Origin of the sequence: Bifidobacterium cuniculi (assembly GCF_000741575.1) — a bacterium.
GTDB classification, from domain to species: Bacteria; Actinomycetota; Actinomycetes; order Actinomycetales; family Bifidobacteriaceae; genus Bifidobacterium; species Bifidobacterium cuniculi.
Genome location: NZ_JGYV01000001.1, coordinates 92,915 through 117,499 on the forward strand (window position 1 = coordinate 92,915; position 24,585 = coordinate 117,499).

The following is a 24,585-nucleotide window of genomic DNA, read 5'->3' on the forward strand; positions in this document are numbered from 1 at the left end:
TTGGACTCCTTTACTAACATTCTTGGCTGCCAAGATAGCCTTCAGGATTATCGCATGCCGTGGCGACGAGCGGCGCTCAGTCCTCTTGGTCGACACTGAGGAAGAGCTGGGTGACCGATTCGGTGCCGGGTGCGATGACGATGAGGTCGTCGCCGCTGCGGAAGGCGTTGGCATAGGCGGTCTGCGGTTCCACCGCCACGCCCGAGGGGTGCTTGGGTGCGGGGAAGCCGGTGCCGGTGCACACCTGGAAGGACGTGACCGTCGCATCGCCGCCGACGCGCACGCGCAGGCCGTCGGGACGCACGAACAGGGCGCTGACCGTACCGTCGGACTCATGCTCGAGGTCGGTGAAGGCGTCGTCGTACGGCTGTTCGTCGAGCGTGCGCAGGGTACGGAAGTCGTACTTGGTGCCGTCCACAGGTTCGGTGCCCACCGGGATGAGGTTGTCATTCACCTGCACGTGCGTGCGTGCGGGCAGCTGCAGGGAGCATTGTGCATTCATCGCGTCGATCTCGTCACCGTAGCCGTCCATGCCGTTGGCCAGCCACGGGTGGATCGCCAGTGCCCAGGGCGCCGCGGCCGTGCCGTTGTTGTGCGCGGTCACGGTCATGTGCAGGCCGTCGTCGTCCAGCAGGTAGGTGGCGGTGACGGTCAGGTCGAAGGGGTACCCCTCGAACGGCGGTACGCGCCAGCTGAGGGTCACGGTGTCCTCGCCCAGCATGTCGAGGTGCCAGTACTGGTCGCGGCCCAGTCCATGGATTGCGTTGCCGCGGTCCGGCTCGTTGACGGGCAGTTGGTAGTCGATGCCTTCGAAGGTGTAACGGCCGGCCTCGATGCGGTTGGGGAAGGGCACGAGCAGCTGTCCCTGGCAGCAGTTGACGACCTGGTCGGGCTCCAGGGAGACGATGAGGTCGCGTCCCTGGTGGCGCAGGACGCGCAGGGTGGCGCCGAGCTCGGTGACGGTGGCGAGGTAGTCGCCGTGGACGACGGTGAATTGCTGGCCGGTACGGGCCGGAAGATGCGGGGTCATGCGTATCGCTCCATGCAGTGGTTCGGGATGGTGGAAGGCGTAGCTGAACGCCATTTGTTCGTCTGTCGAACAATGTTCCATTGTACACGCTGGCCGCGCCCGCACCCTCGCGAGATGCGCGGCCATGCAGTACAGTGTGAGGGACGTGACGGACGCCCGGAAGACGACGAGCGGGCGAAGGAAGGACTGACGGCATGGGCAAGCGCATCGTACTGGCGAATCCGCGGGGATTCTGCGCGGGAGTGGACCGGGCGATCCAGACGGTGGACACGATCCTGCGGACCGCGGGGACGCGCACCGACGGGCTGCCGCCGGTATATGTGCGCCGCCAGATCGTGCACAACCGCCACGTGGTCGACCAGCTCGCCGCCAGGGGAGCGGTCTTCGTCGAGGAACTCGACGAGATACCGCAGGCTGCCGGATCCGCGCAGGTGCCGGTCGTCTTCTCCGCGCATGGCGTCTCGCCGAGCGTGCAGCGTGAAGCCGACCGTCGCGGCCTGGCCATCGTGGATGCCACCTGCCCGCTGGTGAGCAAGGTGCACCGCGAGGTACTGCGCTTCGTGCGGGAGGGCTACGAGATCGTCTACATCGGCCACCGCGGCCATGACGAAGCCGTCGGCGTGGTGGGCGAGGCACCGGAACACGTCCACCTCATCGAGCACGCCGACGACGTGGAACGCCTCGACTTCGCGCCGACCGACAAGCTGGTGCTGCTCACCCAGACCACGCTCAGCGTCGACGAGACCGCCGACACCATCGCCGCGCTACAGGTACGGTTCCCGTGGATCGAACTGCCACCCAGCTCCGACATCTGCTACGCCACGTCCAACCGGCAGGCCGCCGTCAAACTGGTGGCCGAATACGCGGACTGCGTGGTGATCGTGGGGTCGGCAAACTCCTCGAATTCCGTGAGGCTCATGGAGGTGGCGCGCGAGGCGCTCGCGGGCCGCGGTGGCGCCTACCGCGTGGATGACGCGGACGAGATGGATCCGGCGTGGTTCGACGGTGTGGAGGCGGTCGGCGTCTCCTCGGGCGCGAGCGTGCCGGACGAACTGGTGTCCGGCGTGGTGGCGCGGCTCAGGAATCTGGGGTTCCTGGAGGTGGACAGCGTGGAGGGCGTGGAGGAGAAGATGCACTTCGTGCTTCCGGCCGCCCTGCGCAAGCGGCAGGGGCGCTCCGTCTGACATTCCCCGCATCTGTTGCGGGGAATGTCAGGTGAGGGGGCGGAAGGAGGCCTCAGTAGGACTTCTTCCGCGTGGCGATCGGCGCGGTCGCGGCGCCGAGCACTTCCAGCAGGTCGCGCGGGTCGACCCCGAGGCTCAGGCCGCGCTTGCCGCCGGACACGAGGATGGTGCCGAACTCCAGGGCGGATTCGTCCAGGACGGTGCGGTGCCGTGTCTTCTGCCCCAGCGGCGAGATGCCGCCCACCACGTAGCCCGATTCACGCATGGCGACCTTCGGGTCGGCCATCTGCGCCTTCTTGGCACCCACGGCATGGGCGAGTTCCTTGAGGCTCATGTGCCCGTTGACCGGCACTACGCCGATGACCCGCTCGTCTCCCGTGTCCGCCATGAGGGTCTTGAACACCTGGCGTTCGTCGAAGCCGAGCTTGCGGGCGGCCTCCAGGCCGTACCCCTCGTCGGTCTCCTCATGGTCGTATTCATGCATGGTGAAGGCCACGCCCGCCTCTTCCAGCTGGCGGATGGCCGGCGTTGCCGCGGCCTGTTCCCTGTGTCTGCGCTTGCCCATGGGGCCCAGTATAGGCACGCTGACGAAAAAGGGGATGCCCCGGACCCTGCGGTCCGGGGCATCCCCGTGGGATCGGCGTTTACCTAACGGTTCACGCGGAGATCTCGGCGAAGTACATGAGGGTACGCACCATGTTGGAGGTGAAGCCGTACTCGTTGTCGTAGAAGGCAACGGTGCGGACCATGGTGGTGCCGTCCACTTCGTTGACGTCGGTCTGGGTCGGATCGAAGACGCCGCCGTGGGTGTCGCCGATGATGTCGCCGGACACGATCTGGTCATCGTTGTAGCCGTAGTAGTCGCAGTTCTCGAAGGCGGCCTTGAACTCGGCGTTGATCTCGTCGATGGTGGCGGGCTTCTCGAGGACGGTGGTCAGCTCGGTGATGGAGCCGTCCGGCACCTGCACGCGCTGGGCGTGGCCCTGCAGCTTGCCGTTGACCTCCGGCACGACCTTGCCGATGGCCTTGGCGGCACCGGTGGAGTGCGGGATGGTGTTGACGGCGGCGGCACGCAGGTCGCGGCCGGTCTTGTTGCCGCGCGGGCCGTCGAGGATCATCTGGGTGCCGGTGTAGGCGTGCACCGTGGTCATGAAGCCGGCCTTGATGCCCCACTTGTCGTTGAGCAGCTTGACCATGGCGGCCATGGAGTTGGTGGTGCAGGAACCGGCGGAGACGATGTTGTCGTCGGCCTTGAGGATGTCCTCGTTCACGCCGAACACGACGGTCGGGGTGGTGTCATCCTTGGCCGGGGCGGAGATGAGGACCTTCTTGGCGCCGGCGTCCAGGTGGGCCTGGCTCTTCTCGGCGGAGGTGTAGAAGCCGGTGCACTCGAGCACGAATTCGACGCCGTCGTTCTCGACCCACTTGAGGTCGCGGGCGTCACGCTCGGCGTAGACCGGGTATTCCTTGCCATCGACGACGATGGCGGTATCGGTGGCCTTGACGTCGACCGGCGTACCGTCGACGTGCTTGAACACGCCGTGGGTGCTGTCGTACTTGAGCAGGTAGGCAAGCGCGGCCGGGGAGGTCAGATCGTTGATCGCGGTAACCTCGATGTCGCCGGCCTGGCCGCCCTTCTGCTGCAGCTCGAAGATGCGACGGAACGCGAGACGACCGATGCGGCCGAAGCCGTTGATACCAATCTTAACTGTCATGTAATACTCCCTTAGGGATTCGAGCCCCGCGCCCTTTGATCGCTCTGTGGGCACAGGACCTGTTGTAAATCAACATAAGCCATCCTAGTGCGTCGGCTGTACCGGCACGCGCGGTGTTCACGCCCTGCCGAGAGTATCCGAATGAAGGGCCGGGAACTGTCCAATGTGGCTCTCCGTTGCGCGGCGTCGCCCGTCAGCGGCGCACCAGCACGGCGGAGACCTCGGTGCTCACCGCCCCCAGGTCACCGTGGAACGCGTGGAACGATTCCAGACTCGGCAGGGGCGCCCCGGCGGGAAAGACCACGACCAGGGTGCCGTCGCGTACGCTCACCGTGGCTGCATGCCCGTCGATGAACTCGTTGCTCAGGCCGTTGACCTGCAGGTTCGTCATCGTCGCATCGCGCAATTCGTAGCGCAGTCCCGGCTCGCTGACGCCCCGGGCGCGGTCCGAATGGGCGAAGACGGACAGGGGCGTGCCGTCGGGGACCGTGTTGGCGGCGAAATGCAACGCGCCGTCGGTCACGGCCGTGACCACCTGGCCGTCGCCGTGCAGGAACGCGATGCCGCCGCGGGCGGAGACCAGGGCCGCGACCTGCACGTTCGAGAGGGTGTGGTCCACGCGGCCGCCCAGCGCGCCGTACACGTGGAAGGTGCGGACGCCCCTGAGCCACCCCGTCTTGAGCGCGGTGAGCAGGTCGGGATCGTCCTTCTGCGCGGGCAGGACCAGGGTCTCCACCCCGTCCGTGGGCGCCGGTGCATGCTCCACGGAGTCGAAGTCACCCACCAGCAGGTCCACCGTGACCCCGGCTTCCGCCGCATGGTCCCAGCCGCCGTCCGCCGCGATCACCAGGGCGCCGTCGGGTACGTCGACCTGCTCCCCGTAGTACTCGCCGGCCGCGAACACCACGCAGGTGCCGCATGCCGTGTCCATCCGTCCCATCCGATCCTCCTTGGCTGCCCGTACGTCCGTCATCATGCCGATGCGCCCATCCTAGCCGTCATGGCGACACGGGTTCCGCCCTCCGGCCGGGCGATGCTATAGTCGGGGCGCCGGCAACGAGGCATGAAGGAGAGCCCATGGACGTCCATGAAGCGCACGCGACGCGTCCCATCCTCAGGTCGAAGGTGTTCCTGTACGTCACCGAATTCTTCTCGGGCATGGCCGTCATGGCGGCGGAGCTGGGCGCCCAGCGGCTGCTTGCACCCTACTTCTCCAGCTCGCAGATCGTGTGGGCCATCATCATCGGCACCATCATGATCGCCCTCGCCCTCGGAGCTGTCTTCGGCGGCAAGTGGGCCGACCGCGACCCCGACCCGGACCGCCTGTACCGCCGCATCCTCGTCGTCGCCGTCCGGATCGCCCTGGTCCCGTTGGTGGGCAAGTACCTCGTCATCCTCGTCGCCGACGTGCCCGGCACGACCAACCGCGAGCTGTTCGCCAGGAAGGCAGGGCCGGGGATTCCCTCCATGGCGCAGGCACTGGAGCGCATGGAGGGCGGCGGCACGTTGCTGGACCGCACGGTACGGCAGGTCGCCCCCGGACTTCCGGACCGTGCAGGCCAGCGCCCGCAACACCGTCCTCACGGATGACAAGGCGCCGGTGGAGATCCTCGGCACCCATGCCATCGACGGCCTCATCGCCGAACAGGCAGGCCCGTACCGCCGGCTGCTCAAGGAGGAAGGCATCCCCGGGCTGCGGCGTGCGGTACGCTGACGGCTCGCCCTTGTCCGGGGGTGTGCTATACTTGCCGAGGCTTGAGAAATCAAGAAAGCGGGAAACCCACCTGGAAGCCCTTCATGGCTTCGGGTCATGGCAGATGCCTCACGGCACGGCGCGATGCGCCGAGGCCACGCCCCTTGAGGGGCGCACAAGATGCAACCGGCGCCTTGGCTGCGCCGAGCGACGGCATGCCCTGACCCATCCATGACCTGAGTCCAGCAAGGCGGACCGCACGGACCATACGAGGATTGGAGTCATCATTAGCGACGAACCACGCATCAACGACGAGATTCGCGTCTCCCAGGTGCGCCTTATCGGACCGAATGGCGAACAGGTGGGAGTCATCGCGACTTCCGTGGCACTGAACCTGGCGAAGGAAGCGAACCTCGATCTCGTCGAGGTGGCACCGAACGCCAAGCCTCCGGTAGCCAAGCTGATCGACTACGGCAAGTTCAAGTACAACGAGAAGATCAAGCAGCGTGAGGCACGCCGCAACCAGAGCACGGCGGAGATCAAGGAGATCCGTTTCCGCCTGAAGATCGACGACCATGACTTCGAAGTCAAGAAGGGCCACGTCGAGCGCTTCCTTAACGGCGGTGACAAGGTCAAGGTGACCATCATGCTGCGTGGCCGCGAGCAGTCCCGCCCCATCGGCGGCGTGGAGCTGCTGCAGCGACTGGCCGACGAGGTTTCCGAATCCGGGGCCATCGAGTCCGCGCCGAAGCAGGAGGGCCGCAACATCATCATGACCTTGGCTCCCAAGGGCAAGAAGGTGCACACGCAGTCCGAGCAGCGCCGCCGCGGCGCCGAGTCGCGAGCCGAGCGACAGGCACGCCAGGCCGCCCGCCTCGCCGCCAAGCAGGAGGCGAAGGCCCAGGAGGCCGCCGAGGCCAAGGCGGCCATCGCCGAGGCCGACACCGAGACTTCAGCAACGAAGAAATAACCAAGGAGAGCAGCAATGCCGAAGATGAAGACAAAGACCGCAGCAGCCAAGCGTGCTCGCGTGACCGGCACCGGCAAGATCATGCACGCCGGCTGTGGCATGCGCCACAACCTCGAGCACAAGTCCGCCCGCAAGCGCCGCGCCCTCAAGCGCGACGAGGTGCTCGCAACCGCACAGTCCAAGAAGATGCGTGGCCTGCTGGGCCGCTGAGCCGCATCCCGGGCAACACAAGATCGTTAGAAAGCTGAGGAACAAACAATGGCACGTGTCAAGCGCGCAGTGAACGCACACAAGAAGCGTCGTACCGTACTCGAGCGGGCGTCCGGCTACCGCGGCCAGCGCTCCCGCCTGTACCGCAAGGCCAAGGAGCAGCTGCTCCACTCCTTCAACTACAACTACCGCGACCGCAAGGCCCGTAAGGGTGACTTCCGCAAGCTGTGGATTCAGCGCATCAACATCGCGGTGCGCAACGAAGGCATCACCTACAACCGCTTCATCCAGGGCCTGCGCCTGGCCGGCATCGAGCTGGACCGCCGTGCCCTCGCCGAGCTGGCCGTGAACGACCCGGACACTTTCAAGACGATCGTGAATCAGGCCAAGGCCGCCCTGCCCGAGGATGTCAACGCCCCGGTCGCCGCCTGATTCCACGAAGTGACACGGTCGCTGGCCGTCCGGCGTGGGCCGACCTATACTATCGGCATGCGCATATGACGAGACCCCGCCATCGAGGCGGGGTCTCGCGCGTATTGGCGGCGCGGACGGCCCATGAACATGCGAGGAGGTACACGATGACGAACAGCCTGCCCATGATCGAAGCGCGATTCCTGGCCCACATCGACGTGGAACGCGGATTGTCCTCCTCCACCATCGCCGCCTACCAGAGCGACCTCGATCGGTACTTGGCATGGCTGGCCTCCCAAGGGATCACCGACCCCCAGGACATCCACACCTCCCATGTCGAATCCTACATGCGCGTGCTGGGGGAGGAGGGCCAGAGCGCGGGCACCCGTTCGCGGCGCCTGTCCAGCATCCACATGTTCCACCGCTTCATGGTCTCCGAGCGATTCGTGCAGGACGACGTGGCGGCGCCCGTCAAATCCCCGCGCATCGGCGCATCCCTGCCCGACGTGCTGGATGTCGACGAGGTGGCGCTGCTGCTGCACGCCTGCGAGACGGACAACCTGCACGACCTGGCGGGCCTGCGGGACAGCGCGCTTCTGGAATTCATGTATGCCACGGGCTGCCGGGCCAGCGAGGCCGCCAACTGCGACATCGACGACCTCGACTTCGACGAGCAGGTCGTGCGCCTGACGGGCAAGGGTGGCAAGCAGCGGCTGGTGCCCTTCGGTTCCTTCGCGAAGCATGCGCTGGAGCAGTACCTCACCTATGGCAGGTCGCCCCTCGAGGGCAAGGCGAAGCAGGTGCGCGAGCGACGCGCCCTGTTCCTCAACATGCGCGGCAAGCGGCTGTCGCGCCAATCCGTATGGGAGATCATCAAGCGTGCCGGCGGCCGGGCCCATATCCACCATCCGCTCCACCCGCACACGCTGCGCCATTCCTTCGCCACGCACCTCATCCAGGGCGGCGCGGACGTGCGCACGGTCCAGGAACTGCTGGGGCATGCCTCGGTGAAGACGACCCAGATATACACCCACATTTCGCCCGACGCCCTCATGGAAACCTACGTCACGGCTCATCCACGCGCCAAATGACGCATGCAAGGCCTGTGCGCGCTGTACACTGGAAAGCGGTCAGAAGGAGGTGCGGCGCGAACGGCGCCGTGCCGTCGAGTATTTGCATGAATGCATGAACTGGTAGAGTGAGCGGTATGCCTACGGATTTGCTTGGACGAGAGTATGAGACCTTCCCCGTGCCCGAACCGCTGGCGCAGCACGGGCCGGCGCGCGTCATCGCCATGTGCAACCAGAAGGGCGGCGTGGGCAAGACGACCAGTTCCATCAACATCGCCGGCGCCCTGAGCGAGTACGGACGGCGCGTGCTCATCGTGGACTTCGACCCGCAGGGTGCGGCTACGGTGGGTCTGGGCATCAACGCCAACGCGCTGGACAACACCATCTACACGGCCCTGTTCAATCCGGGCATCGACGTGCACGACATCATCCAGCACACCAAGTTCGAGGGGCTGGACATCATTCCCGCCAATATCGACCTCTCCGCGGCCGAGGTGCAGCTGGTGACCGAAGTGGGCCGCGAGCAGATCCTGGCCGGCGTGCTGCGCCCGGTGCTGGATGAATACGACGCCATCCTCATCGACTGCCAGCCGTCGCTCGGCCTGCTCACGGTGAACGCCTTGGCCGCGGCCGACGGCGTGATCATTCCCGTGGCCGCCGAGTTCTTTGCACTGCGCGGCGTGGCACTGCTCATGCAGTCCATCGAGAAGGTCCAGGCCCGCATCAATCCCGGCCTGGAGATCTTCGGCGTGCTGATCACCATGTACACCCACACCCTCCACTGCGACGAGGTGGTGCAGCGCATCTACGAGGCCTTCGGGGACAAGGTCTTCCATTCCATCATCTCGCGCTCCATCAAGCTGCCAGACGCCAACGTGGCGGCTGCCCCCATCACGTACTACGCCCACAATCACAAGACCGCGCGCGAGTACCGCGAAGTGGCGCGCGAACTCGTGGCCAAGGGCATCATCGCCTGATTCTCCCGTACTGCGGGCGGGGCATGGCGTGGCCATGCCCCGCCCGTCTCTTCTTCTTTCCTTCCTCCTGCTGTCCGCCATGCGGACCCGAATAAAAGTCATGTTGACTATTGTTGGTAGGCTCGGCTTGTCGATCCATGCAGGAGGAGCCATCATGACCCAGGGCAATGTCAGCGAACGCCGCACGGCACAGCCGGACCTCGGTGTCACGTCCGTCATCCTTGCCCTCGACCCGTCCACCGGGGAGCGCGGCAGGCTCTGGCTGCCGCTGGTCAGGCGGGTGAACGAACCGTTCCGGGGTCGATGGGCCCTGCCGGGCGGTCCCGTCCGCGCGGACCGGAGCCTCGAGCACTGTGCCATGGAATCCCTGGCCGACACCACCGACCTGCGGCCGGCCTATCTTGAGCAGCTCTACACCTTCGGCGGCCCGACGCGTTCCGCCGGCGCCGTCCCCATGGTGTCCATCTGCTACTGGGCGCTGGTGGGGCAGACGGACGTCAGCGCCCTGCAGCCCCGGGACAACGTGCACTGGTTCCCCGAGGACGAACTGCCCGACCTCGCCTTCGACCATGCCCGCATTGTCCGGTATGCCCTCTGGCGTTTGCGCCACCGCATGGATACGCCGGACGTCGTGCGCCAGCTGGTCGGCGAGCCCTTCACCCTCGGCCAGCTCCACCGGGTGACCGAAGCCGTCCTGGGCGCGTCGGTCGACCTGGCGAATTTCCGGCGCAAGAGCCTGGCGTCGGGACGTCTCGAGGACACGGGCCAGCTCTTGCGCGAAGGCGTGCGCCGCCCGGCAGCGCTGTACCGGTTCCGCGCCCAGGACGACCGGCATGCCGTGTCCGGAGGTCTTCCGCATGGCTGGGACATCTCCGAATCCATGCCCCTCACCGAGGACGGTCCGGACAGCGACGACGCCCTGGCGGCGCTGACCACGTCGCCACGCTGAGTGCTCCAGCCCTGGCTGTCCACGATCGCAGGCCATCCAGAACCATATACACATCCATCCCCGAAAGGAAGTCATGACGGCCACGGAAACCACTCTGGGGGCGGCACCATCCCGCGCCCCCATGCCCGCCCCGCTCGACGCGGCGGAGCCCTCCACCATGACGCGCAACGAGCGCCTCGACCGCCTGCCCCTGAACAAAGCGCACCGCAAGCTGCTCATGGCTTCCGGGGTCGGTTGGGCCTTCGATGCCATGGACGTCGGCCTGGTGTCCTTCGTGGTCACCGCCATCGCCGCGGACCCGCATTTCGACCTGGGCGCCACGCAACAGTCCTGGGTGCTGTCCATCGGTTTCATCGGCATGGCGATCGGCGCCGCCCTCGGTGGATGGTTCGCCGACCGCTGGGGCCGCAAGACCGTCTTTACGGCCACCATGATCGTGTTCGGCATCGCCAACGGCGCCATGGCCTTCTCCTGGACCCTGGGCATGCTGCTGGCGGCCCGGTTCGTCATCGGCCTGGGACTGGGGGCCGAACTGCCGGTGGCCTCCACCCTGGTCTCCGAGTTCTCCCCGGCGAAGCAGCGTGGCCGCATGACGGTGCTGCTGGAGTCCTTCTGGGCGGTCGGCTGGATCCTCGCCGCCCTCATCGGGTATTTCGTCATCCCGAACACCGGCGACTGGGGATGGCGCTGGGCCCTGTTGATCGGTGCCATCCCGCTGCTCTACGCCATCGTGGCCCGTCGGCAGCTGCCCGAGTCGGTGCGTTTCCTCGAATCGCAGGGACGTACCGCCGAGGCCGAGGATTCCGTACGCTACTTCGAGCGGGCCGGCGGCGTCAAGGCCGTACCCAGTACGCCCGCCCGGGCGCTTCCCGCCATCCGCACCCGCGAGCTGTTTTCCCGCAGGTACCTGGCCACCACCGTCGCCATCTGGGCCACCTGGTTCTTCGTGAACTTCTCCTACTACGGCGCCTTCACCTGGATGCCCAGCCTGCTGGCCGACCAGTTCGGCTCGCTGACCAAGTCCTTCGGCTACACCCTGGCGATCTCCCTGGCGCAGCTGCCCGGCTACTTCCTGGCTGCGTGGCTGGTGGAGCGCTGGGGCAGGCGGCGCACCCTCAGTGCCTTCCTCGCGGTCTCCGCGGTGGCTGCCTTCCTGTTCTCCCAGTCGGCAACCGTGGCGCAGGTGCTGTGCTTCGGCATGCTACTGAGCGCCTCCAACCTCGGTGCATGGGGCGTGCTCTACGCGGTGACCCCCGAGATCTACCCGACACGGCTACGCGGCGCCGCGGCCGGCGCCTCCGCGGCCTGCGGCCGTGTGGCGGCCATTATCGCCCCGTTGCTCATGCCGTGGTTCCTGTCGATGTCCGGCGGCAGCAAGTCCGTGGCCTTCCTGGTCTTCGCGGGAGCCTTCGTCCTGGCCTGCATCGCCGCCCTGTTCCTCCCGGAGCGGACAGGGGAGCGGCTGGACGACTGACGGCCTTCGCTGTCAGCCATGAGGCGTACACTTGTGCCGGTTTGTGCATGGGCGGTGAACACTGCGACCGCCCCTGCCACCTGTGTATGGTGCCGGCAGAAGGTTCCGGCACACAATCCGCGTGTATGTAGGAGAAAACATTCATGGCTGTTCGCGGCGATATCCGAAATGTAGCGATCGTGGCACACGTCGACCACGGCAAGACCACGCTGGTCAACGCGATGCTCCAGCAGTCCCACGTGTTCAACGAACGTGAGGAAGTCCCCGACCGCGTCATGGACTCCAACGACCTCGAGCGCGAGAAGGGCATCACCATCCTCGCCAAGAACACCGCCGTGCAGTACACCGGCCCGCTGGCCGAGAAGTACGGGCACCCGGAGGGCATCACCATCAACGTGATCGACACCCCCGGCCACGCCGACTTCGGCGGCGAGGTGGAACGCGGCATCTCCATGGTCGACGGCGTGGTGCTCCTGGTGGACGCCTCCGAAGGTCCGCTGCCGCAGACCCGTTTCGTGCTGCGCAAGGCCCTGGAGGCCAAGCTCCCGGTCATCCTGTGCGTCAACAAGGTCGACCGTCCCGACGCCCGCATCGAGGAAGTGGTGGGAGAAGCCTCCGACCTGCTGCTGGGCCTGGCCCAGGACGTCATGGAGGAGGGCATCGACCTCGACCTCGACTCGCTGCTCGACCTGCCGGTCATCTACTGCGCCGCGAAGGCAGGCTATGCCTCGACCGACCAGCCGGCCGACGGTGCACTGCCCGACAACGACAACCTCGAGCCGCTCTTCGAGTCGATCATCACGAACATCCCCGCGCCCGAGTACGACCCGGAGGCACCGCTGCAGGCCCACGTCGCCAACATCGACTCCTCCGACTTCCTCGGACGCCTCGGCCTCGTGCGCATCTACAACGGCAACCTCGAGAAGGGCAAGACCTACGGCCTGAGCCGCGTGGACGGCTCCATCGAGAACTTCCGCGTCTCCGAGCTACTGCGCACACAGGGCCTCGAGCGCATCCCCGTCGAGTCAGCGGGCCCCGGCGACATCGTCGCGGTGGCCGGCGTCAACGACATCATGATCGGCGAGACCATCGTCGACCCGTCCGACCCGCGCCCGCTGCCGCTCATCCACGTGGACGAGCCGGCCATCTCCATGACCTTCGGCACCAACGACTCCCCGTTGGCCGGCACCGAAGGCAAGGACCACAAGCTCACCGCCCGCATGATCAAGGACCGCCTCGACCGCGAGCTCATCGGCAACGTGTCCATCAAGGTGCTGCCGACCGAGCGTCCGGACGCCTGGGAGGTCCAGGGCCGCGGCGAACTCGCCCTGGCGGTGCTTGCCGAACAGATGCGCCGCGAAGGCTACGAGCTGACCGTCGGCCGCCCGCAGGTCGTCACCAGGACCATCGACGGCGAACTGTGCGAACCGATGGAGTCGACCACCATCGACGTGCCCGAGGAGTACATGGGCACCGTCACCCAGCTCATGGCCGACCGCAAGGGCCGCATGGAGTCCATGTCCAACCACGGCTCCGGCTGGATCCGCCTGCAGTTCACCGTGCCGTCGCGCGGCCTGATCGGTTTCCGCACCGCGCTGCTGAGCGCCACCCGCGGCACCGGCATCTCCTCCTCGCTGTCCGCCGGCTACGCGCCGTGGGCCGGCCAGATCGTGACCCGCCAGAACGGCTCCATGGTCTCCGACCGCCAGGGTACCGCCACCCCGTACGCCATGCAGCGCCTGCAGGCACGCGGCAACTTCTTCGTCGAGCCGCAGTCGCCCGTGTACGAGGGCCAGGTCGTGGGCGTGAACAACAAGCCCGAGGAACTGGACGTGAACATCACGCTCGCCAAGCACATGACGAACATGCGTTCCGCCACTGCCGACGTGCTCGAGACCCTCACCCCGCCGATCAAGATGAGCCTCGAGGAGTCCCTCGACTTCGCGAACGAGGACGAGTGCGTGGAGGTCACCCCGGAGGCGATCCGCATCCGCAAGATCATCCTCAACCGCGAGGATTGGTACAAGTGGCGCGCCAAGCAGCGCCGCGCCAACAACAACGCGCAGAAGTAAGGCCGCTTGCGGCCCGTGGGAAGGCCACCGCCCGCACGGGGCGGTGGCCTTCCCATTGCGGTGGTACCCCCGCCCGCCTAGACTGTGAGCCATGACCACACTGCAAGGGACCCGACCCGCTGTGCCATATTCCTGGCGCTGCGCCACATGGCTTCGTTACCTCATCACCGCCGCGGCCGCCGTCGCCGTGGGGGCGCTCGGCACCCTGGCCCACCGGATGGGGGCTGCCCAGGGCTGGCCGTACGGCATGCTCATGGCATGGCTCCTGGTGGGCCTGTCGGGATGGTGCGCTCGGGCGCGCAGCGGCACGGGGGGTCTGGGGTTGCACCTGACGCTGTCGACCCTGGTCGTGTACTTTATGGCGATGCCCGGTCCGGGAGGGGATGCGATGGTGCCCATCGGGTTCCGTGGCGACGCAGTGCCGTGGCTCAGCCAGAACAGCGGATACCTGTGGATGTTCGGTATGCTCGCCATCCAACTGGTCGAACTGGCATTGCCTCGCGCCTGGTTCCGCCTGCGCGCGCAAGGCGCCCTGCCTCCGACGGACGTGGATGCGGACGTGCGCCATGGATGAGCTGCTCGACGCCGGCCCCCGCACGCTTGCCTTCCTGGGGCCTGAAGGCACCTTCACCCACCAGGCGGCATGCCAGGTGGTACAGGCCATCGGCGAGGCGGGCGGCCCCCACATGGAACTGCGGCCCTGCCGGGATGCGACCGCCATCATGCGCGCCGTCGAGGAGGACGGCAGCTGGGGTGTCCTCGCATGGGAGAACAACGTCGAGGGGTACGTCGTGCCCAACCTCGACATGATGATCGACGCCGCCGATGCCGCGGCCTTCCTGCGCGTAGGGGTCGAGGTGTCCTTCGACGCCTACGTCAGTGCGGACGCCTATGCACGCTACGGCGGTTCCGAACGCACCGCCGCCAACGATGCGCGGGTCCTGGCCGCCTGCACCACCATCACCGCGCATCCCCACGGCCTGGCGCAATGTCGTGGCTTCGCGCAACGGCACGGGCTGCATGCGGTGGCCGCCGATTCCAATGGGGCGGCCTGCCGTGACGTGCAGGGCCCCCAGGTGGCGCTGGGGCCCTCCATCTGCGGTCCGCTCTATGGCCTGGTGCGCCTTGCTTCCCATGTCGAGGACTACCCGGGGGCACGCACCGAGTTCCTGGCCATCGCATCCCGGGCCGACGTGCGCGCCTGGTGTGCACGCTTCCGGCAGGCGGGCGTGCCCGAATACGAATCCATCCTGACGGTCATCCCGCTGGTCACGGGCCCCGGCGTGCTGGCGAACCTCCTCGACGTGATGCGTGACGCCGGGCTGAACATGACCAGTTTCATCTCCAGGCCCATCAAGGGACACGACGGCACCTACAGCTTCATCGCCACCCTTGACGCGGCACCGTGGGAACCGCGCTTCCATGACGCCCTGGACGAGATCGCCGGGCATGGCGACTGGCTGAGGACCCTGGCCACGTACCCACGCCGCGAACGTCCGCATCCGCCGGTAGACGAATGGATGCTTCCGCAAGGTGGCGTACGATGCAAGGAAGACGACGAAGAGACGATCCGGAAGGAGCTGCTGTGGTAGCACGGGACACCCCGATGGGGAGCAATGAGGAAGGCGTGGAGGTGACGGCGACGATGCCGGTCATCGGCGCGGAAGGCATCGAGTGCCCCCGCCACGTGGGCATCGTGGGCCTCGGCCTGATCGGTGGCTCCCTGGCATTGCGCCTCAAGGCTGCGGGATGCCGGGTCAGCGCCTGGAACCATCGTCCCCACCCCTATGCGGCGGCCCGGATGGCCGGCATCGATTGCAGGGACACCCTGGAGGAACTCGTCGAAGCCCAGCCCGACGTACTCGTACTGTGCAATCCCCTCAAGGTGATGCCGAGGGTCATGCAGGTCATCAGCCCCATCATCAATCCGGCGCGCACCACCCTCACGGACGTCGGCAGCGTGAAGGGCCTGGTGCGTGAGCAGATCCACGCGGCGGGCCTCCAGGACTGCTACGTCGGGGCGCATCCGATGACCGGCAACGAGCATTCCGGATGGGAGGCGGCCAATGCGCGCCTCTTCGACAACGCCCTGTGGGCCATCACCTACGACGAGCACACCGAATACCGTCGCATCGTGCAGCTCGCCGGCATGATCACCCGGGGATTGCAGAACGGTCTCATCATCATCGATGACGAGATCCATGACTGCGCGACCTCGCTGATCTCGCACATGCCCCATGTGGTGTCGACCGCCCTGATCAACCAGTTGACGGTCAGTCCCGAACGCAACATCGCGGCCGAACTCTCCGCCGGTTGCTGGCGCGACATGACCCGGGTGGCCCTGACCGACCCGGACCGGACGTGCGCCATGGTGGTGGAGAACGCCGAGAACGTGTCGGGACTGCTGCGCCAGATGGCCAGGCGGCTGGAATCCATGGCGGACGCGTTGGACGCGGACGACGCCAGCGCCATCCACGCCTTCTTCACGGAAGGACAGCCTTACCGCGATTTCAAGGCCAAGATGCGCGGCCGCCATGACGAGACGGAGACGGTGTTCACCTCCCTGCGCATCGATCCGGTGCACTGGCGTGAATCCTTCCTGCGCTCCGCGCAGCGAGGGGAGTACATCGTACGCTTCACGTCCGGCCACCATGCGCTGGCCGAGCGGCGCGAGATGATCCTCTAGGCTCTCCGGTGCCTCAGCGCCACGGACGCTCGGGAACCGGCTTGAGGACGGCAATGTCCCTTGCCTCCACCGAGACGACCTGCGCGGGACGGGACCCGTTGGCGGATGCATCCCGCGTCAGGCACAGGACGGTCCCGTCCCAGGAGCGCACATGGCCCACGAGGTCACGGTAACATTGCCTCCCCGTCACGGGGTCGTGGCTGTCGAACAGGCGCACCATGATGCGTGTGCCCGTAGGTATGCTGTCCGGAAGATGCATGGGGAGGTCCTTCCTGTGCAGGTCACGCATGCAGCGGCGCGGTGGCCGCCGCCGTGGACTGCAGGTAGTCGTAGAGCCGGAACGCCATGTCCAGGACGCAGTAGTCGCGCAGGACACGTGGATTGTATCCCGTGTCATGGGCGATGGCGTTGAGATGGTTCTGCAGCGTGTTCTTATGGATGTACAATGCCTCGGCCGCATGGGTGATGCTGCCGTTGAACCGCGTATAGGCGTCGAAGGTGCGCCGATGGGTGCGGATGCGGACGTCGTCGAGACCGGCGAAGACATGGTCGACGAAGGAAAGCGCCGCAGTACGGTCCATGGCTGGGACGATCAGTCCCATGTCCAGGTCCTCCGCGCGCATGATGGGCCGGTCGTCCGTGAAGGCCAGCCAGTCGAGCGCACGGCGTGCCTGCCGATGGCATTCCGGCAGGAGTCCGGGCGACGCGGCGGCCCGGCTGACGCCGAAGCGTACGCCGATGCCGCATACGGCGAGTCTGTCGCGTACCTGTTCCAGGGTCCGGGCGGCCTCGGCGTCGTCGAGGATGAGGCAGCATTCATCGGCGCTTGCCGTCACCAGGGCATGTTCCACGCGATCCAGGGGCCAGGTGTACCGTGACGCATCCGCCTCATGGAGGGGAAGGTGCCCCATGTCCAGGGCCCCGATGGCCACGCGGTGCGTGCCGTCCACGTCCCATGCGAGTTCCGCGGCAAGGTAACGGATGATCTCGAGGTCGCGGTCACGTCCCACGAGCTGGTGGACGAGATTCGCCTGTGCGATGCGCCGGTTGTACCGTGCCGCGCGTTCCACGTTCTCGTGCAGGAGGATCTCCGTCATCTTGCGGATCACGTTGCCGTACGACTCGACGTCCTCGCGCCTGCCGGTGACGCCCACGACTGCCACGACCTCGCCGTCGATGATGACGGGCGTGTTGATGCCGTCGCGTGCCCCACGGTACCGGTGCTCGGCATCCACGCATACGGTTCGCTTCGTGGCGGCGGCGATCTGTGCTGCCTCGTGTTCGGTGCCGATGCGTGAGGCATCCGTGCTGGCGATGATGGTCCCGTGCGTGTCGAACAGGTTGATCTCGTGGCGCAGCACGTCCTTGATGTTGGCCACGATGGTGGTGGCGATGCCCGGGTCGATCTCCATGGGGCCATTGTAGGGCTCCTATCCGAAGGAACGGCGCATTCTTCACTTCACGGATTGGTACACGTACCAAAAAGTGAGCTGTATCACAGAATCAATCATGGGACAGAGGACAGGGCGCCGGAAGCCCATTGCGCTCCATAATGGTGTCCAACGAAGCCCGGCATGGCCGACCGGGCCGGGACGGCGCCAAAGGCAGCCGTCGTCCCGCCATGGCCAGGCGTGGTCCGTGGACCAGTCGCGGAGCCGTCGCAAGGAAGCGGCGGTCCGGGGCGGGACCGCCGCCGCGCATCCGAGATGGAACAAGGAGACCCGCAATGGACGGAACACTGCACTGGTGGGCGGCCCTGATCGGCCTGGCGCTCGCCATCGTACTGATACTCAAGAAGCTCAACACCACCTATGCGCTCATGCTCGGTGCGGTCGTCGGATGCCTGCTGGGCGGTGCGTCCCTGTCCGACACAGTCAACGTCCTCGTATCCGGCACGCAGAGCGTCATGGGCACCGTCCTGCGCGTCCTCGCCGCCGGCGTCCTGGCGGGCGTCATGATGGAGTCGGGTGCAGCCGAACGCATCTCGCGCGCCATCGTCGAGAAGATGGGCGAGAGGCTCGCCATTTTCTCGCTGCCTTGGCGACCATGATCATCTGCGCCATCGGCGTGTTCATCCCGGTCGCCGTGCTCATCGTGGCGCCCATCGCCATCGAGGTCGGCTCCAGGATGCACATCTCCAAGCTCGCCCTGCTCGTCGCGCTCTCGGGCGGCGGCAAGGCCGGCAACATCATCTCCCCGAACCCCAACGCCATCGCCGCGGCCAGCGGCTTCAAGGTGGACCTGGCGGACGTCATGGTCGGCAGCTTCGTGCCAGCGCTGTGCGGCCTGGCCATGGCCGTGCTGCTCGCCACCGTCTTGAAGCACCGCGGCACCGTCGTGACCATGGCGGACATGGACCGCCAGGAACACGAGGAACTCGAGGAGACCAACTTGCCGGGACTGGCACAGTCCCTCGTGGCGCCGGTCGTGGCCGTCGTGCTGCTCATGCTCGGCCCCATCGGCTCGATCACCCACATCGGCTGGCTGGAACGCTGCCAGATCGACGCCATGTACATCCTGCCCTTCGCCGCCATCGTCGGCATGCTCGCCATGGGCAAGGGACGCAAGGTGCTCGCCTACACCAAGGCCGGCATGGGCCGCATGATCGACGTCGTCATGATCCTCATCGGCGCCGGCGCCATCGGCGGCCTCATCTCCAGCTCGGACCTGCCCCAGCAGATCGTCAACCTCATCGACGCCATCGGCGTGCCCGGTTCGCTGCTCGCCCCGATTTCCGGCATCCTCATGGCCGCTGCCACCGCCTCCACCTCCACCGGCGTCATCCTGGCCGCCGGGTCCTTCGGCGACACCATCCTCAGCTTCGGCACCGCGCCGGTCGCCGCGGCCATCACCATGCAGGCAGGCGCCACCGTCATCGACGCGTTGCCGCAGGGCAACTACTTCCACGTCACCGCGAAGTCCATGAACATGACCATCGGCGAGCGCATGCGTGTCCTGCCCTTCGAAGCATGCGTGGGCCTGACGATGACCATCGTCGCCACCCTGCTCACCATCGTCTGGTAGTACGTCACGCCTGCATCCCACCCTTCCCAAACCTTCTAAGGAGCCATCATGAAGATCGTCATCGCACCCGATTCGTTCAAGGGCAGCCTGACCGCCAAGGAGGCCGCCGACGCCATGGCGGCAGGCGTGCGCCGCGCCATGCCGGACGCCGAGATCGTGTGCGTCCCCATGGCCGACGGCGGCGAAGGCACCGTCCAGTCGCTCGTCGACGCCACCGGCGGCACACTGCTGACCGCCACCGTCACCGGCCCGCTCGGCACGCCCGTGGACGCCACCTACGGACTGCTCGGCGACGGCAGCACTGCCGTCATCGAGATGGCGGCCGCCAGCGGCATCGGCTATGTCGACGAGACCACGCGCGACCCGCGCGTCACCACCACCTACGGCACCGGCGAGCTCATCCGCGACGCGCTCGACCATGGCGCCACCTCCCTCATCGTCGGACTCGGCGGGTCGGCGACCAACGACGGCGGCGCCGGCATGGCACAGGCCCTCGGCGTGCGCCTGCTCGACGACGACGGCCGGGAACTCGCACCCGGCGGCGCGACCCTCGCCACCCTGACACACGTGGACATCTCGGGCCTCGACCCGCGCCTGGCGCAGACCGACCTGCGGCTGGCCTCCGACGTGACGAACCCGCTTACCGGCGAGCGCGGCGCCTCGGCGGTCTTCGGCCCGCAGAAAGGCGCCGACGAGGCCATGGTCGAGCAGCTGGACGCCGCGTTGCGCCACTATGCGCAGGTCATCCGCCAGGATCTGGAGCGCGACGTGGAGCACGTGCCGGGCGCGGGTGCCGCCGGCGGCCTGGGTGCCGGTTTCCTGGCCTTCACCGGCGCGCGCATGCAGTCCGGCATCTCCCTGGTGATCGAGGCGACGGGCCTGGAGACCCTGGCTCAGGATGCCGACCTGTGCCTGACCGGCGAGGGACGCATCGACGCGCAGACGCGGTACGGCAAGACCCCCATCGGCGTGGCACACGCCATCAAGTCGGTCATGTCCGGCTGCCCGGTGGTGGCCGTCGCCGGCTGTGTGGGTGACGGCGCCTACGAGCTGCTGGGCGATGGCATCGACGCCATCTTCGGCATCCTGCCCGCATCATGTACCCTCAAGGAAGCGCTGGCCCATGCCGAGGACAACCTCGAACGCACCACCGAGAACGTGGCGCGACTCGTGGCGTCCTTCGCCTGACCGTGGATATGCCGAAGGCGCCCGTCCCTTGGAAGTCCAAGGGACGGGCGCCTTCGGCATATCCACGGTCAGACTCGGCTCATTCGCTGCTCACCGCGTCGAGGACCGGCTGCCTGAGGGCGCGGCTGGCGGGGGAGACGCTGGCCACGAGGCCCACGACGATGGACAGCACGAGGAACCAGCCGAGCTGGCCCCACGGGATCGTCAGGTCCGTCATGCCGGAGCTGGAGTAGACGGCGCGGATCACCACGCCTGCGCCGACGCCGACCACGATGCCCAGCAGCGTGCCGAACACCGAGAGGATGACCGCCTCGATGGCGAGCATGCCGCGCACCTGCGCCCGGGAGGTGCCGATGGCGCGCAGCAGGCCGATTTCCCTGGTGCGCTCGGACACGTTGAGTGCCAGCGTGTTCACGATGCCGAAGATCGCAATCACGATGGACAGCGCCAGCAGCGCGTAGAGGATGGACAGCACGGAGTTGACCATGGTGCTCAGCGTGGACTTGAATTCGTCGCGGTCGAGGACGGCCACCGTGTAGAAGGGCTTGACCGCATCGTCCAGGCGTTCGCCCAGGGTCGCCACGTCCGCGCCGGGGGCCGCCTTGACGTAGAGCAGGGTCGTCATGCGCATCGTCGATTCGCTGATGGAATCCGCGACCTCGCCGTTCACGAAGACGTAGTCGTTGTACACCGAGTCTCCCACTATGGAGCCGATCCTCACCTTCGCGGTCTCGGTGACTTCCTTGGTCTTCACCAGGGTGGACGGGTCGACGTTCTTGGCGTCCTCGACGACCTGCTGCGCTTCCTCGGCCTTTGCCTGGGCGCCCGCGGCGTCGCCGGCGAGCATGAGGGACTGCGCCTCGCCCTGCAGCGTCATCGCCTTGGCCTCGACCTGCTGCTGGTACGCCTTCTGCGCCGCGGCCGTCGCTTCCTCGTCCACGACCACGTTCCTGGCGGTGAATTCGAGTTCCTGCCCGAGTTTCCAGTCGCGGTCCTCCATGACGTGCTCGCCGACGACCGCCTCGCCCTTGGCGAAGGCCGCGGGAGCGTCACCCTGCATGTCGGAAGGCGGTGCGAGTTCGGTGAAGAGGTCCTGCTGCGTGGTCACCGGCAGGGCATCTTTGCCGTCGATCTTCACGCCGAGCATCATGGTCACGGTGGCGCTCTGTCCGACGCCGTCGGTGTCCTCGACCGCCTTGACGACTTCATCGGTCAGCCCGCTGCCGCTGGCGGCGGGCATGACGATGTAGTCGGACTGGAGCATGTCGTCGACCAGGCCGTGCACGGAGGTCTTCACCGAGGAGGCGATGACTCCCAGGCAGCTGACGATGGCTAGCCCGACGAAGAGGGCGGCCGCCGTGTTCGCGGTACGCCGCTTGGCGCGCGCGATGTTGCGGGTGGCCAGCTTGCCGGTCACCGGGAAGACATGCTCCGGGATCCAGCCGAGCACCTTGCCGGCCGGGCCGACCAAGGCGGGGCCGAGCACGATGACGCCGATGACCACGAGGGCCGCGCCGATGCCCAAAGGCCATTCGGCACCCAGGTCGTTGACCCAGGCGAGGGGGGTGGCATTGCCGTGCTCGGCCGTGGCGATGGCGTAGGACAGCCACCACAGCATCCCGCCGATGACGACCATGGCGCCGCCCAGCCAGCCGCGCAGCCGCACCGGCTTCTCCGGGTTGACGGTCTCGTTCATCGCCTGGATCGGCGGCGCGGTGGCGGCGGTGCGCGCGGGGATGGCGGCGCCGAGCACGGAGACGACGATGCCGACGATGACGCCGACGACGACGTCACGCAAGGTGGGTGCCGCCGAGCCGGACAGGGGCATGCCTGCCTGTCCCATGCCCCAGCCGATGAGCTCGAGCATGCCCCAGCCGAGCAGTACGCCGATGGCGGAGCCGATGACGCCCAACACGATCGCCTGGATGATGACGGTGAGGAAGACCTGCGCGGGGGAGGCGCCCACGGAGCGCAGCAGGGCGTAGCCGCGCATGGATTCACGCACGATCATGGTGAAGGTGTTCGCGATGATGAAGGAACCCACGAACAGGGCGATGAGCGCGAAGATGAGGATGAGCGGCTGGATGAAGCCGAGCATCTCCTGCGTGGACTTCGCGTTCTCCTCGCGCATGGAGTCGCCGGTCACGGCCGTGGCGTCGGCGGAGGCGGGGAGCACCTCGTTGATGCGGTCGGCTAGCTGCTGCTGCGCCTGCTCGTCGAGCGGTGTGGTCGTATTGCCGTAGACGCCGATGTAGTAGACGTCGGCACTGTGGGTGGTGTCCAGGTAGAGTTTCTTGGCGAGCGCGGGGGAGACGCCGACGATGATGGCGCCTGCCTGGCTGGAGGTGGTGTCGAAGAGGCCGACGACCTTGACTTCGCGCGGGCCGTCGGGCAGGACGAGCTTGGTGGTGTCGCCCACCGTGAGCCCCGAGCTTTCCTGGGCGCCGGAGTGCAGGACGATCTCGTCGTCGTTGGTCGGCCATTGGCCCTCGGTGAGCGTGGCGGCGCGCCACGGCGCGTCCTCGCCGACGCCCACGACGATGGTGGGTGCACCCACCGTGGCCACCGCGGCGCCGTCCTTCTTGACGAGTACTGCACCGGTGTATGAATAGGTGACGCCTGCCTCGGCCACGCCTGGCACATCCTTGATGGTGCTGACGAGGTCGGGGGAGATCTGGTTGTAGGCCGGGCCAGAGGAGAAGAGGGAATCCTCGTCATCCTCGTTGGCCTGTTCGGTGGCGCCGCGCACGTACACGTCGGCGTCGGAGTTGGATGCCATCATGTCGTCGACCTGGCTGTTGAGCATCTCGCGGAAGCAGAAGGAGCCGACGACGAAGGCCACGCCCAGGGCGATGGCGATGATGGACATGACGAAGCGGCGCAGGTGGGCGCGCGCGTCCCTCAGGCCGATGCGGATCATGCGCGGCCCTCCTCGCCGAGCGCCTCGTCCACGCTTTCGTGCGTGCCGGCGGCAGGGTCGAGTTCCTGGGCGACGGTCACGTCGTCGTCGCCGGCGAAGACCTCCAGGATGTCGTGGTAGGACGGGTGGTCCATGTCGTGGGTGATCGAACCGTCGGCGAGGACGAGCACACGGTCGGCGAAGCTGGCGGCGCGCGGGTCGTGCGTCACCATGACGATCGACTGGCCGTACTCGCGCACCGAGTGCTGCAGGAAGGCGAGCACTTCGCGGCTGGAACGCGAGTCGAGGTTGCCGGTCGGCTCGTCGGCGAAGATCACCGACGGGCGCTGCATCATGGCGCGTGCGCAGGCGACGCGCTGCTGCTGGCCGCCCGACAGCTGGCTGGGACGGTGAGTCAGGCGGTTCTTGAGGCCGACGACCTCGACCACCTGGTCGAACCACTTGCGGTCGATGGGCCGCTTGGCGATCTGCAGGGGCAGCAGGATGTTCTCCTCGGCGCTCAGGGTGGGCACCAGGTTGAAGGACTGGAAGATGAAGCCAATCTCCTTGCGGCGCAGCTGCGTGAGCTGGCGTTGGTTCATGGAGGACACCTCGAGGCCCTCCACGAAGACCTGGCCGGAGGTGGGGGTGTCCAGGCCGGCCATGCAGTGCATGAGCGTGGACTTGCCGGAGCCCGACGGCCCCATGATCGCCGTCAGCTGGCCGCGGCGGAACTGCACGTCGACATGGTCGAGCGCCGTGACCTGGTTGTCGCCCGAGCCATAGGTCTTGAGCAGGTCGACGGCCCTCGCCACGATCGGATCCGCCTCGTCCGGCCGGGTGTCTGCTGTCGTATGGTGTGCCACGGTGTCTCCTTTATATATGTGGTCCCGTCCGCCGCCCGCGGGCATCGGCCATGCATGCGGCCGCGATGCGCGTTGCCGGGCTCGGCTCCCCGCACAGCTTACCGCACGGCCGCTAGACTGGGAAGAAATGTTCAGGAGCCGAAACGGCACGGCCGGAAAGGAAGCAC

Annotated in this window: 23 protein-coding genes and 1 pseudogene; 16 read left to right on the forward strand and 8 right to left on the reverse strand. The window is 67.0% G+C overall.

What is annotated here, in order from left to right; translation table 11 throughout:
• Positions 1-76: 76 nt before the first annotated feature.
• Positions 77-1,030, reverse strand: a complete 954-nt coding sequence (locus BCUN_RS00405; protein WP_033514913.1) for an aldose 1-epimerase family protein — start codon at positions 1,028-1,030, stop codon at positions 77-79.
• Between the two features lie 194 nt (positions 1,031-1,224).
• Here BCUN_RS00405 and BCUN_RS00410 point away from each other — a divergent pair, with 194 nt between their 5' ends.
• Complete coding sequence (locus BCUN_RS00410; RefSeq protein ID WP_033514842.1) at positions 1,225-2,214, forward strand: 4-hydroxy-3-methylbut-2-enyl diphosphate reductase; 990 nt, start codon at positions 1,225-1,227, stop codon at positions 2,212-2,214.
• Positions 2,215-2,266: 52 nt separating this feature from the next.
• Here the strand turns inward: BCUN_RS00410 and ybaK are convergent, their stop codons facing one another.
• From ybaK to BCUN_RS00425, 3 genes are all read right to left on the reverse strand, one after another.
• Positions 2,267-2,779, reverse strand: coding sequence for a Cys-tRNA(Pro) deacylase (gene ybaK / locus BCUN_RS00415; RefSeq protein ID WP_033514844.1), 513 nt, complete (start codon positions 2,777-2,779; stop codon positions 2,267-2,269).
• 91 nt (positions 2,780-2,870) lie between these two features.
• Positions 2,871-3,929 (reverse strand): type I glyceraldehyde-3-phosphate dehydrogenase, encoded by a 1,059-nt coding sequence (gene gap, locus BCUN_RS00420; protein WP_033514846.1) that lies wholly within the window; start codon positions 3,927-3,929, stop codon positions 2,871-2,873.
• Between the two features lie 193 nt (positions 3,930-4,122).
• Positions 4,123-4,869 carry a thiamine diphosphokinase gene (locus BCUN_RS00425; RefSeq protein WP_033514848.1) on the reverse strand — a complete coding sequence of 249 codons (747 nt, stop codon included), beginning with the start codon at positions 4,867-4,869 and terminating at the stop codon, positions 4,123-4,125.
• Between the two features lie 137 nt (positions 4,870-5,006).
• Between BCUN_RS00425 and BCUN_RS12670 the strand changes: the two genes are divergently transcribed.
• From BCUN_RS12670 to BCUN_RS00485, 13 genes are all read left to right on the forward strand, one after another.
• Complete coding sequence (locus BCUN_RS12670) at positions 5,007-5,519, forward strand: spermidine synthase family protein (RefSeq protein ID WP_238552271.1); 513 nt, start codon at positions 5,007-5,009, stop codon at positions 5,517-5,519.
• Positions 5,482-5,643, forward strand: coding sequence for a hypothetical protein (locus tag BCUN_RS12675; RefSeq protein ID WP_156100101.1), 162 nt, complete (start codon positions 5,482-5,484; stop codon positions 5,641-5,643). The genes BCUN_RS12670 and BCUN_RS12675 overlap by 38 nt, the downstream gene beginning before the upstream one ends.
• Before the next feature lie 253 nt (positions 5,644-5,896).
• Positions 5,897-6,592 carry a translation initiation factor IF-3 gene (gene infC / locus BCUN_RS00435; RefSeq protein WP_033514851.1) on the forward strand — a complete coding sequence of 232 codons (696 nt, stop codon included), beginning with the start codon at positions 5,897-5,899 and terminating at the stop codon, positions 6,590-6,592.
• Between the two features lie 15 nt (positions 6,593-6,607).
• Positions 6,608-6,802: a 50S ribosomal protein L35 gene (gene rpmI, locus BCUN_RS00440; protein WP_033514853.1), complete on the forward strand. Its 195-nt coding sequence runs from the start codon at positions 6,608-6,610 to the stop codon at positions 6,800-6,802.
• Positions 6,803-6,850: 48 nt separating this feature from the next.
• Entirely contained in the window at positions 6,851-7,234 is a 384-nt protein-coding gene (gene rplT / locus BCUN_RS00445; protein WP_033514855.1) for a 50S ribosomal protein L20, read from the forward strand.
• A gap of 146 nt (positions 7,235-7,380) precedes the next feature.
• Complete coding sequence (gene xerD, locus BCUN_RS00450) at positions 7,381-8,304, forward strand: site-specific tyrosine recombinase XerD (protein ID WP_033514857.1); 924 nt, start codon at positions 7,381-7,383, stop codon at positions 8,302-8,304.
• Between the two features lie 116 nt (positions 8,305-8,420).
• Positions 8,421-9,260, forward strand: coding sequence for a ParA family protein (locus BCUN_RS00455; RefSeq protein ID WP_033514859.1), 840 nt, complete (start codon positions 8,421-8,423; stop codon positions 9,258-9,260).
• Positions 9,261-9,414: 154 nt separating this feature from the next.
• Entirely contained in the window at positions 9,415-10,209 is a 795-nt protein-coding gene (locus BCUN_RS00460; RefSeq protein WP_033514861.1) for an NUDIX hydrolase, read from the forward strand.
• Between the two features lie 121 nt (positions 10,210-10,330).
• On the forward strand, positions 10,331-11,683 hold the full coding sequence (locus tag BCUN_RS00465; protein WP_051920623.1) for an MFS transporter: 1,353 nt from the start codon (positions 10,331-10,333) through the stop codon (positions 11,681-11,683).
• 143 nt (positions 11,684-11,826) lie between these two features.
• Complete coding sequence (gene typA / locus BCUN_RS00470; RefSeq protein WP_033514865.1) at positions 11,827-13,755, forward strand: translational GTPase TypA; 1,929 nt, start codon at positions 11,827-11,829, stop codon at positions 13,753-13,755.
• A gap of 91 nt (positions 13,756-13,846) precedes the next feature.
• Positions 13,847-14,329, forward strand: a complete 483-nt coding sequence (locus BCUN_RS00475) for a hypothetical protein (protein ID WP_033514867.1) — start codon at positions 13,847-13,849, stop codon at positions 14,327-14,329.
• The gene (locus BCUN_RS00480) at positions 14,322-15,347 is read left to right on the forward strand and encodes a prephenate dehydratase (RefSeq protein ID WP_033514915.1); all 1,026 of its coding nucleotides are present in this window, start codon (positions 14,322-14,324) and stop codon (positions 15,345-15,347) included. Before BCUN_RS00475 ends, BCUN_RS00480 begins: the two co-directional genes overlap by 8 nt.
• Before the next feature lie 53 nt (positions 15,348-15,400).
• Positions 15,401-16,441, forward strand: coding sequence for a prephenate dehydrogenase (locus tag BCUN_RS00485; RefSeq protein WP_051920625.1), 1,041 nt, complete (start codon positions 15,401-15,403; stop codon positions 16,439-16,441).
• A gap of 13 nt (positions 16,442-16,454) precedes the next feature.
• Here the strand turns inward: BCUN_RS00485 and BCUN_RS00490 are convergent, their stop codons facing one another.
• On the reverse strand, positions 16,455-16,700 hold the full coding sequence (locus tag BCUN_RS00490) for a DUF6725 family protein (protein ID WP_033514869.1): 246 nt from the start codon (positions 16,698-16,700) through the stop codon (positions 16,455-16,457).
• 22 nt (positions 16,701-16,722) lie between these two features.
• Entirely contained in the window at positions 16,723-17,853 is a 1,131-nt protein-coding gene (locus BCUN_RS00495) for a CdaR family transcriptional regulator (RefSeq protein WP_051920386.1), read from the reverse strand.
• 314 nt (positions 17,854-18,167) lie between these two features.
• Between BCUN_RS00495 and BCUN_RS00500 the strand changes: the two are divergent.
• Both BCUN_RS00500 and BCUN_RS00505 read left to right on the forward strand, forming a co-directional pair.
• Positions 18,168-19,465, forward strand: a pseudogene (locus tag BCUN_RS00500) (GntP family permease).
• Positions 19,466-19,513: 48 nt separating this feature from the next.
• The gene (locus BCUN_RS00505) at positions 19,514-20,653 is read left to right on the forward strand and encodes a glycerate kinase (RefSeq protein WP_033514871.1); all 1,140 of its coding nucleotides are present in this window, start codon (positions 19,514-19,516) and stop codon (positions 20,651-20,653) included.
• A 79-nt stretch (positions 20,654-20,732) separates the two neighbouring features.
• On the opposite strand, the gene BCUN_RS00510 is transcribed toward BCUN_RS00505, so the two are convergent.
• A complete protein-coding gene (locus tag BCUN_RS00510) occupies positions 20,733-23,573 on the reverse strand; it encodes an ABC transporter permease (RefSeq protein ID WP_033514873.1) in 2,841 nt (946 codons plus the stop codon).
• Positions 23,570-24,418: an ABC transporter ATP-binding protein gene (locus tag BCUN_RS00515; RefSeq protein ID WP_051920388.1), complete on the reverse strand. Its 849-nt coding sequence runs from the start codon at positions 24,416-24,418 to the stop codon at positions 23,570-23,572. Before BCUN_RS00515 ends, BCUN_RS00510 begins: the two co-directional genes overlap by 4 nt.
• Between the last annotated feature and the right edge of the window lie 167 nt (positions 24,419-24,585).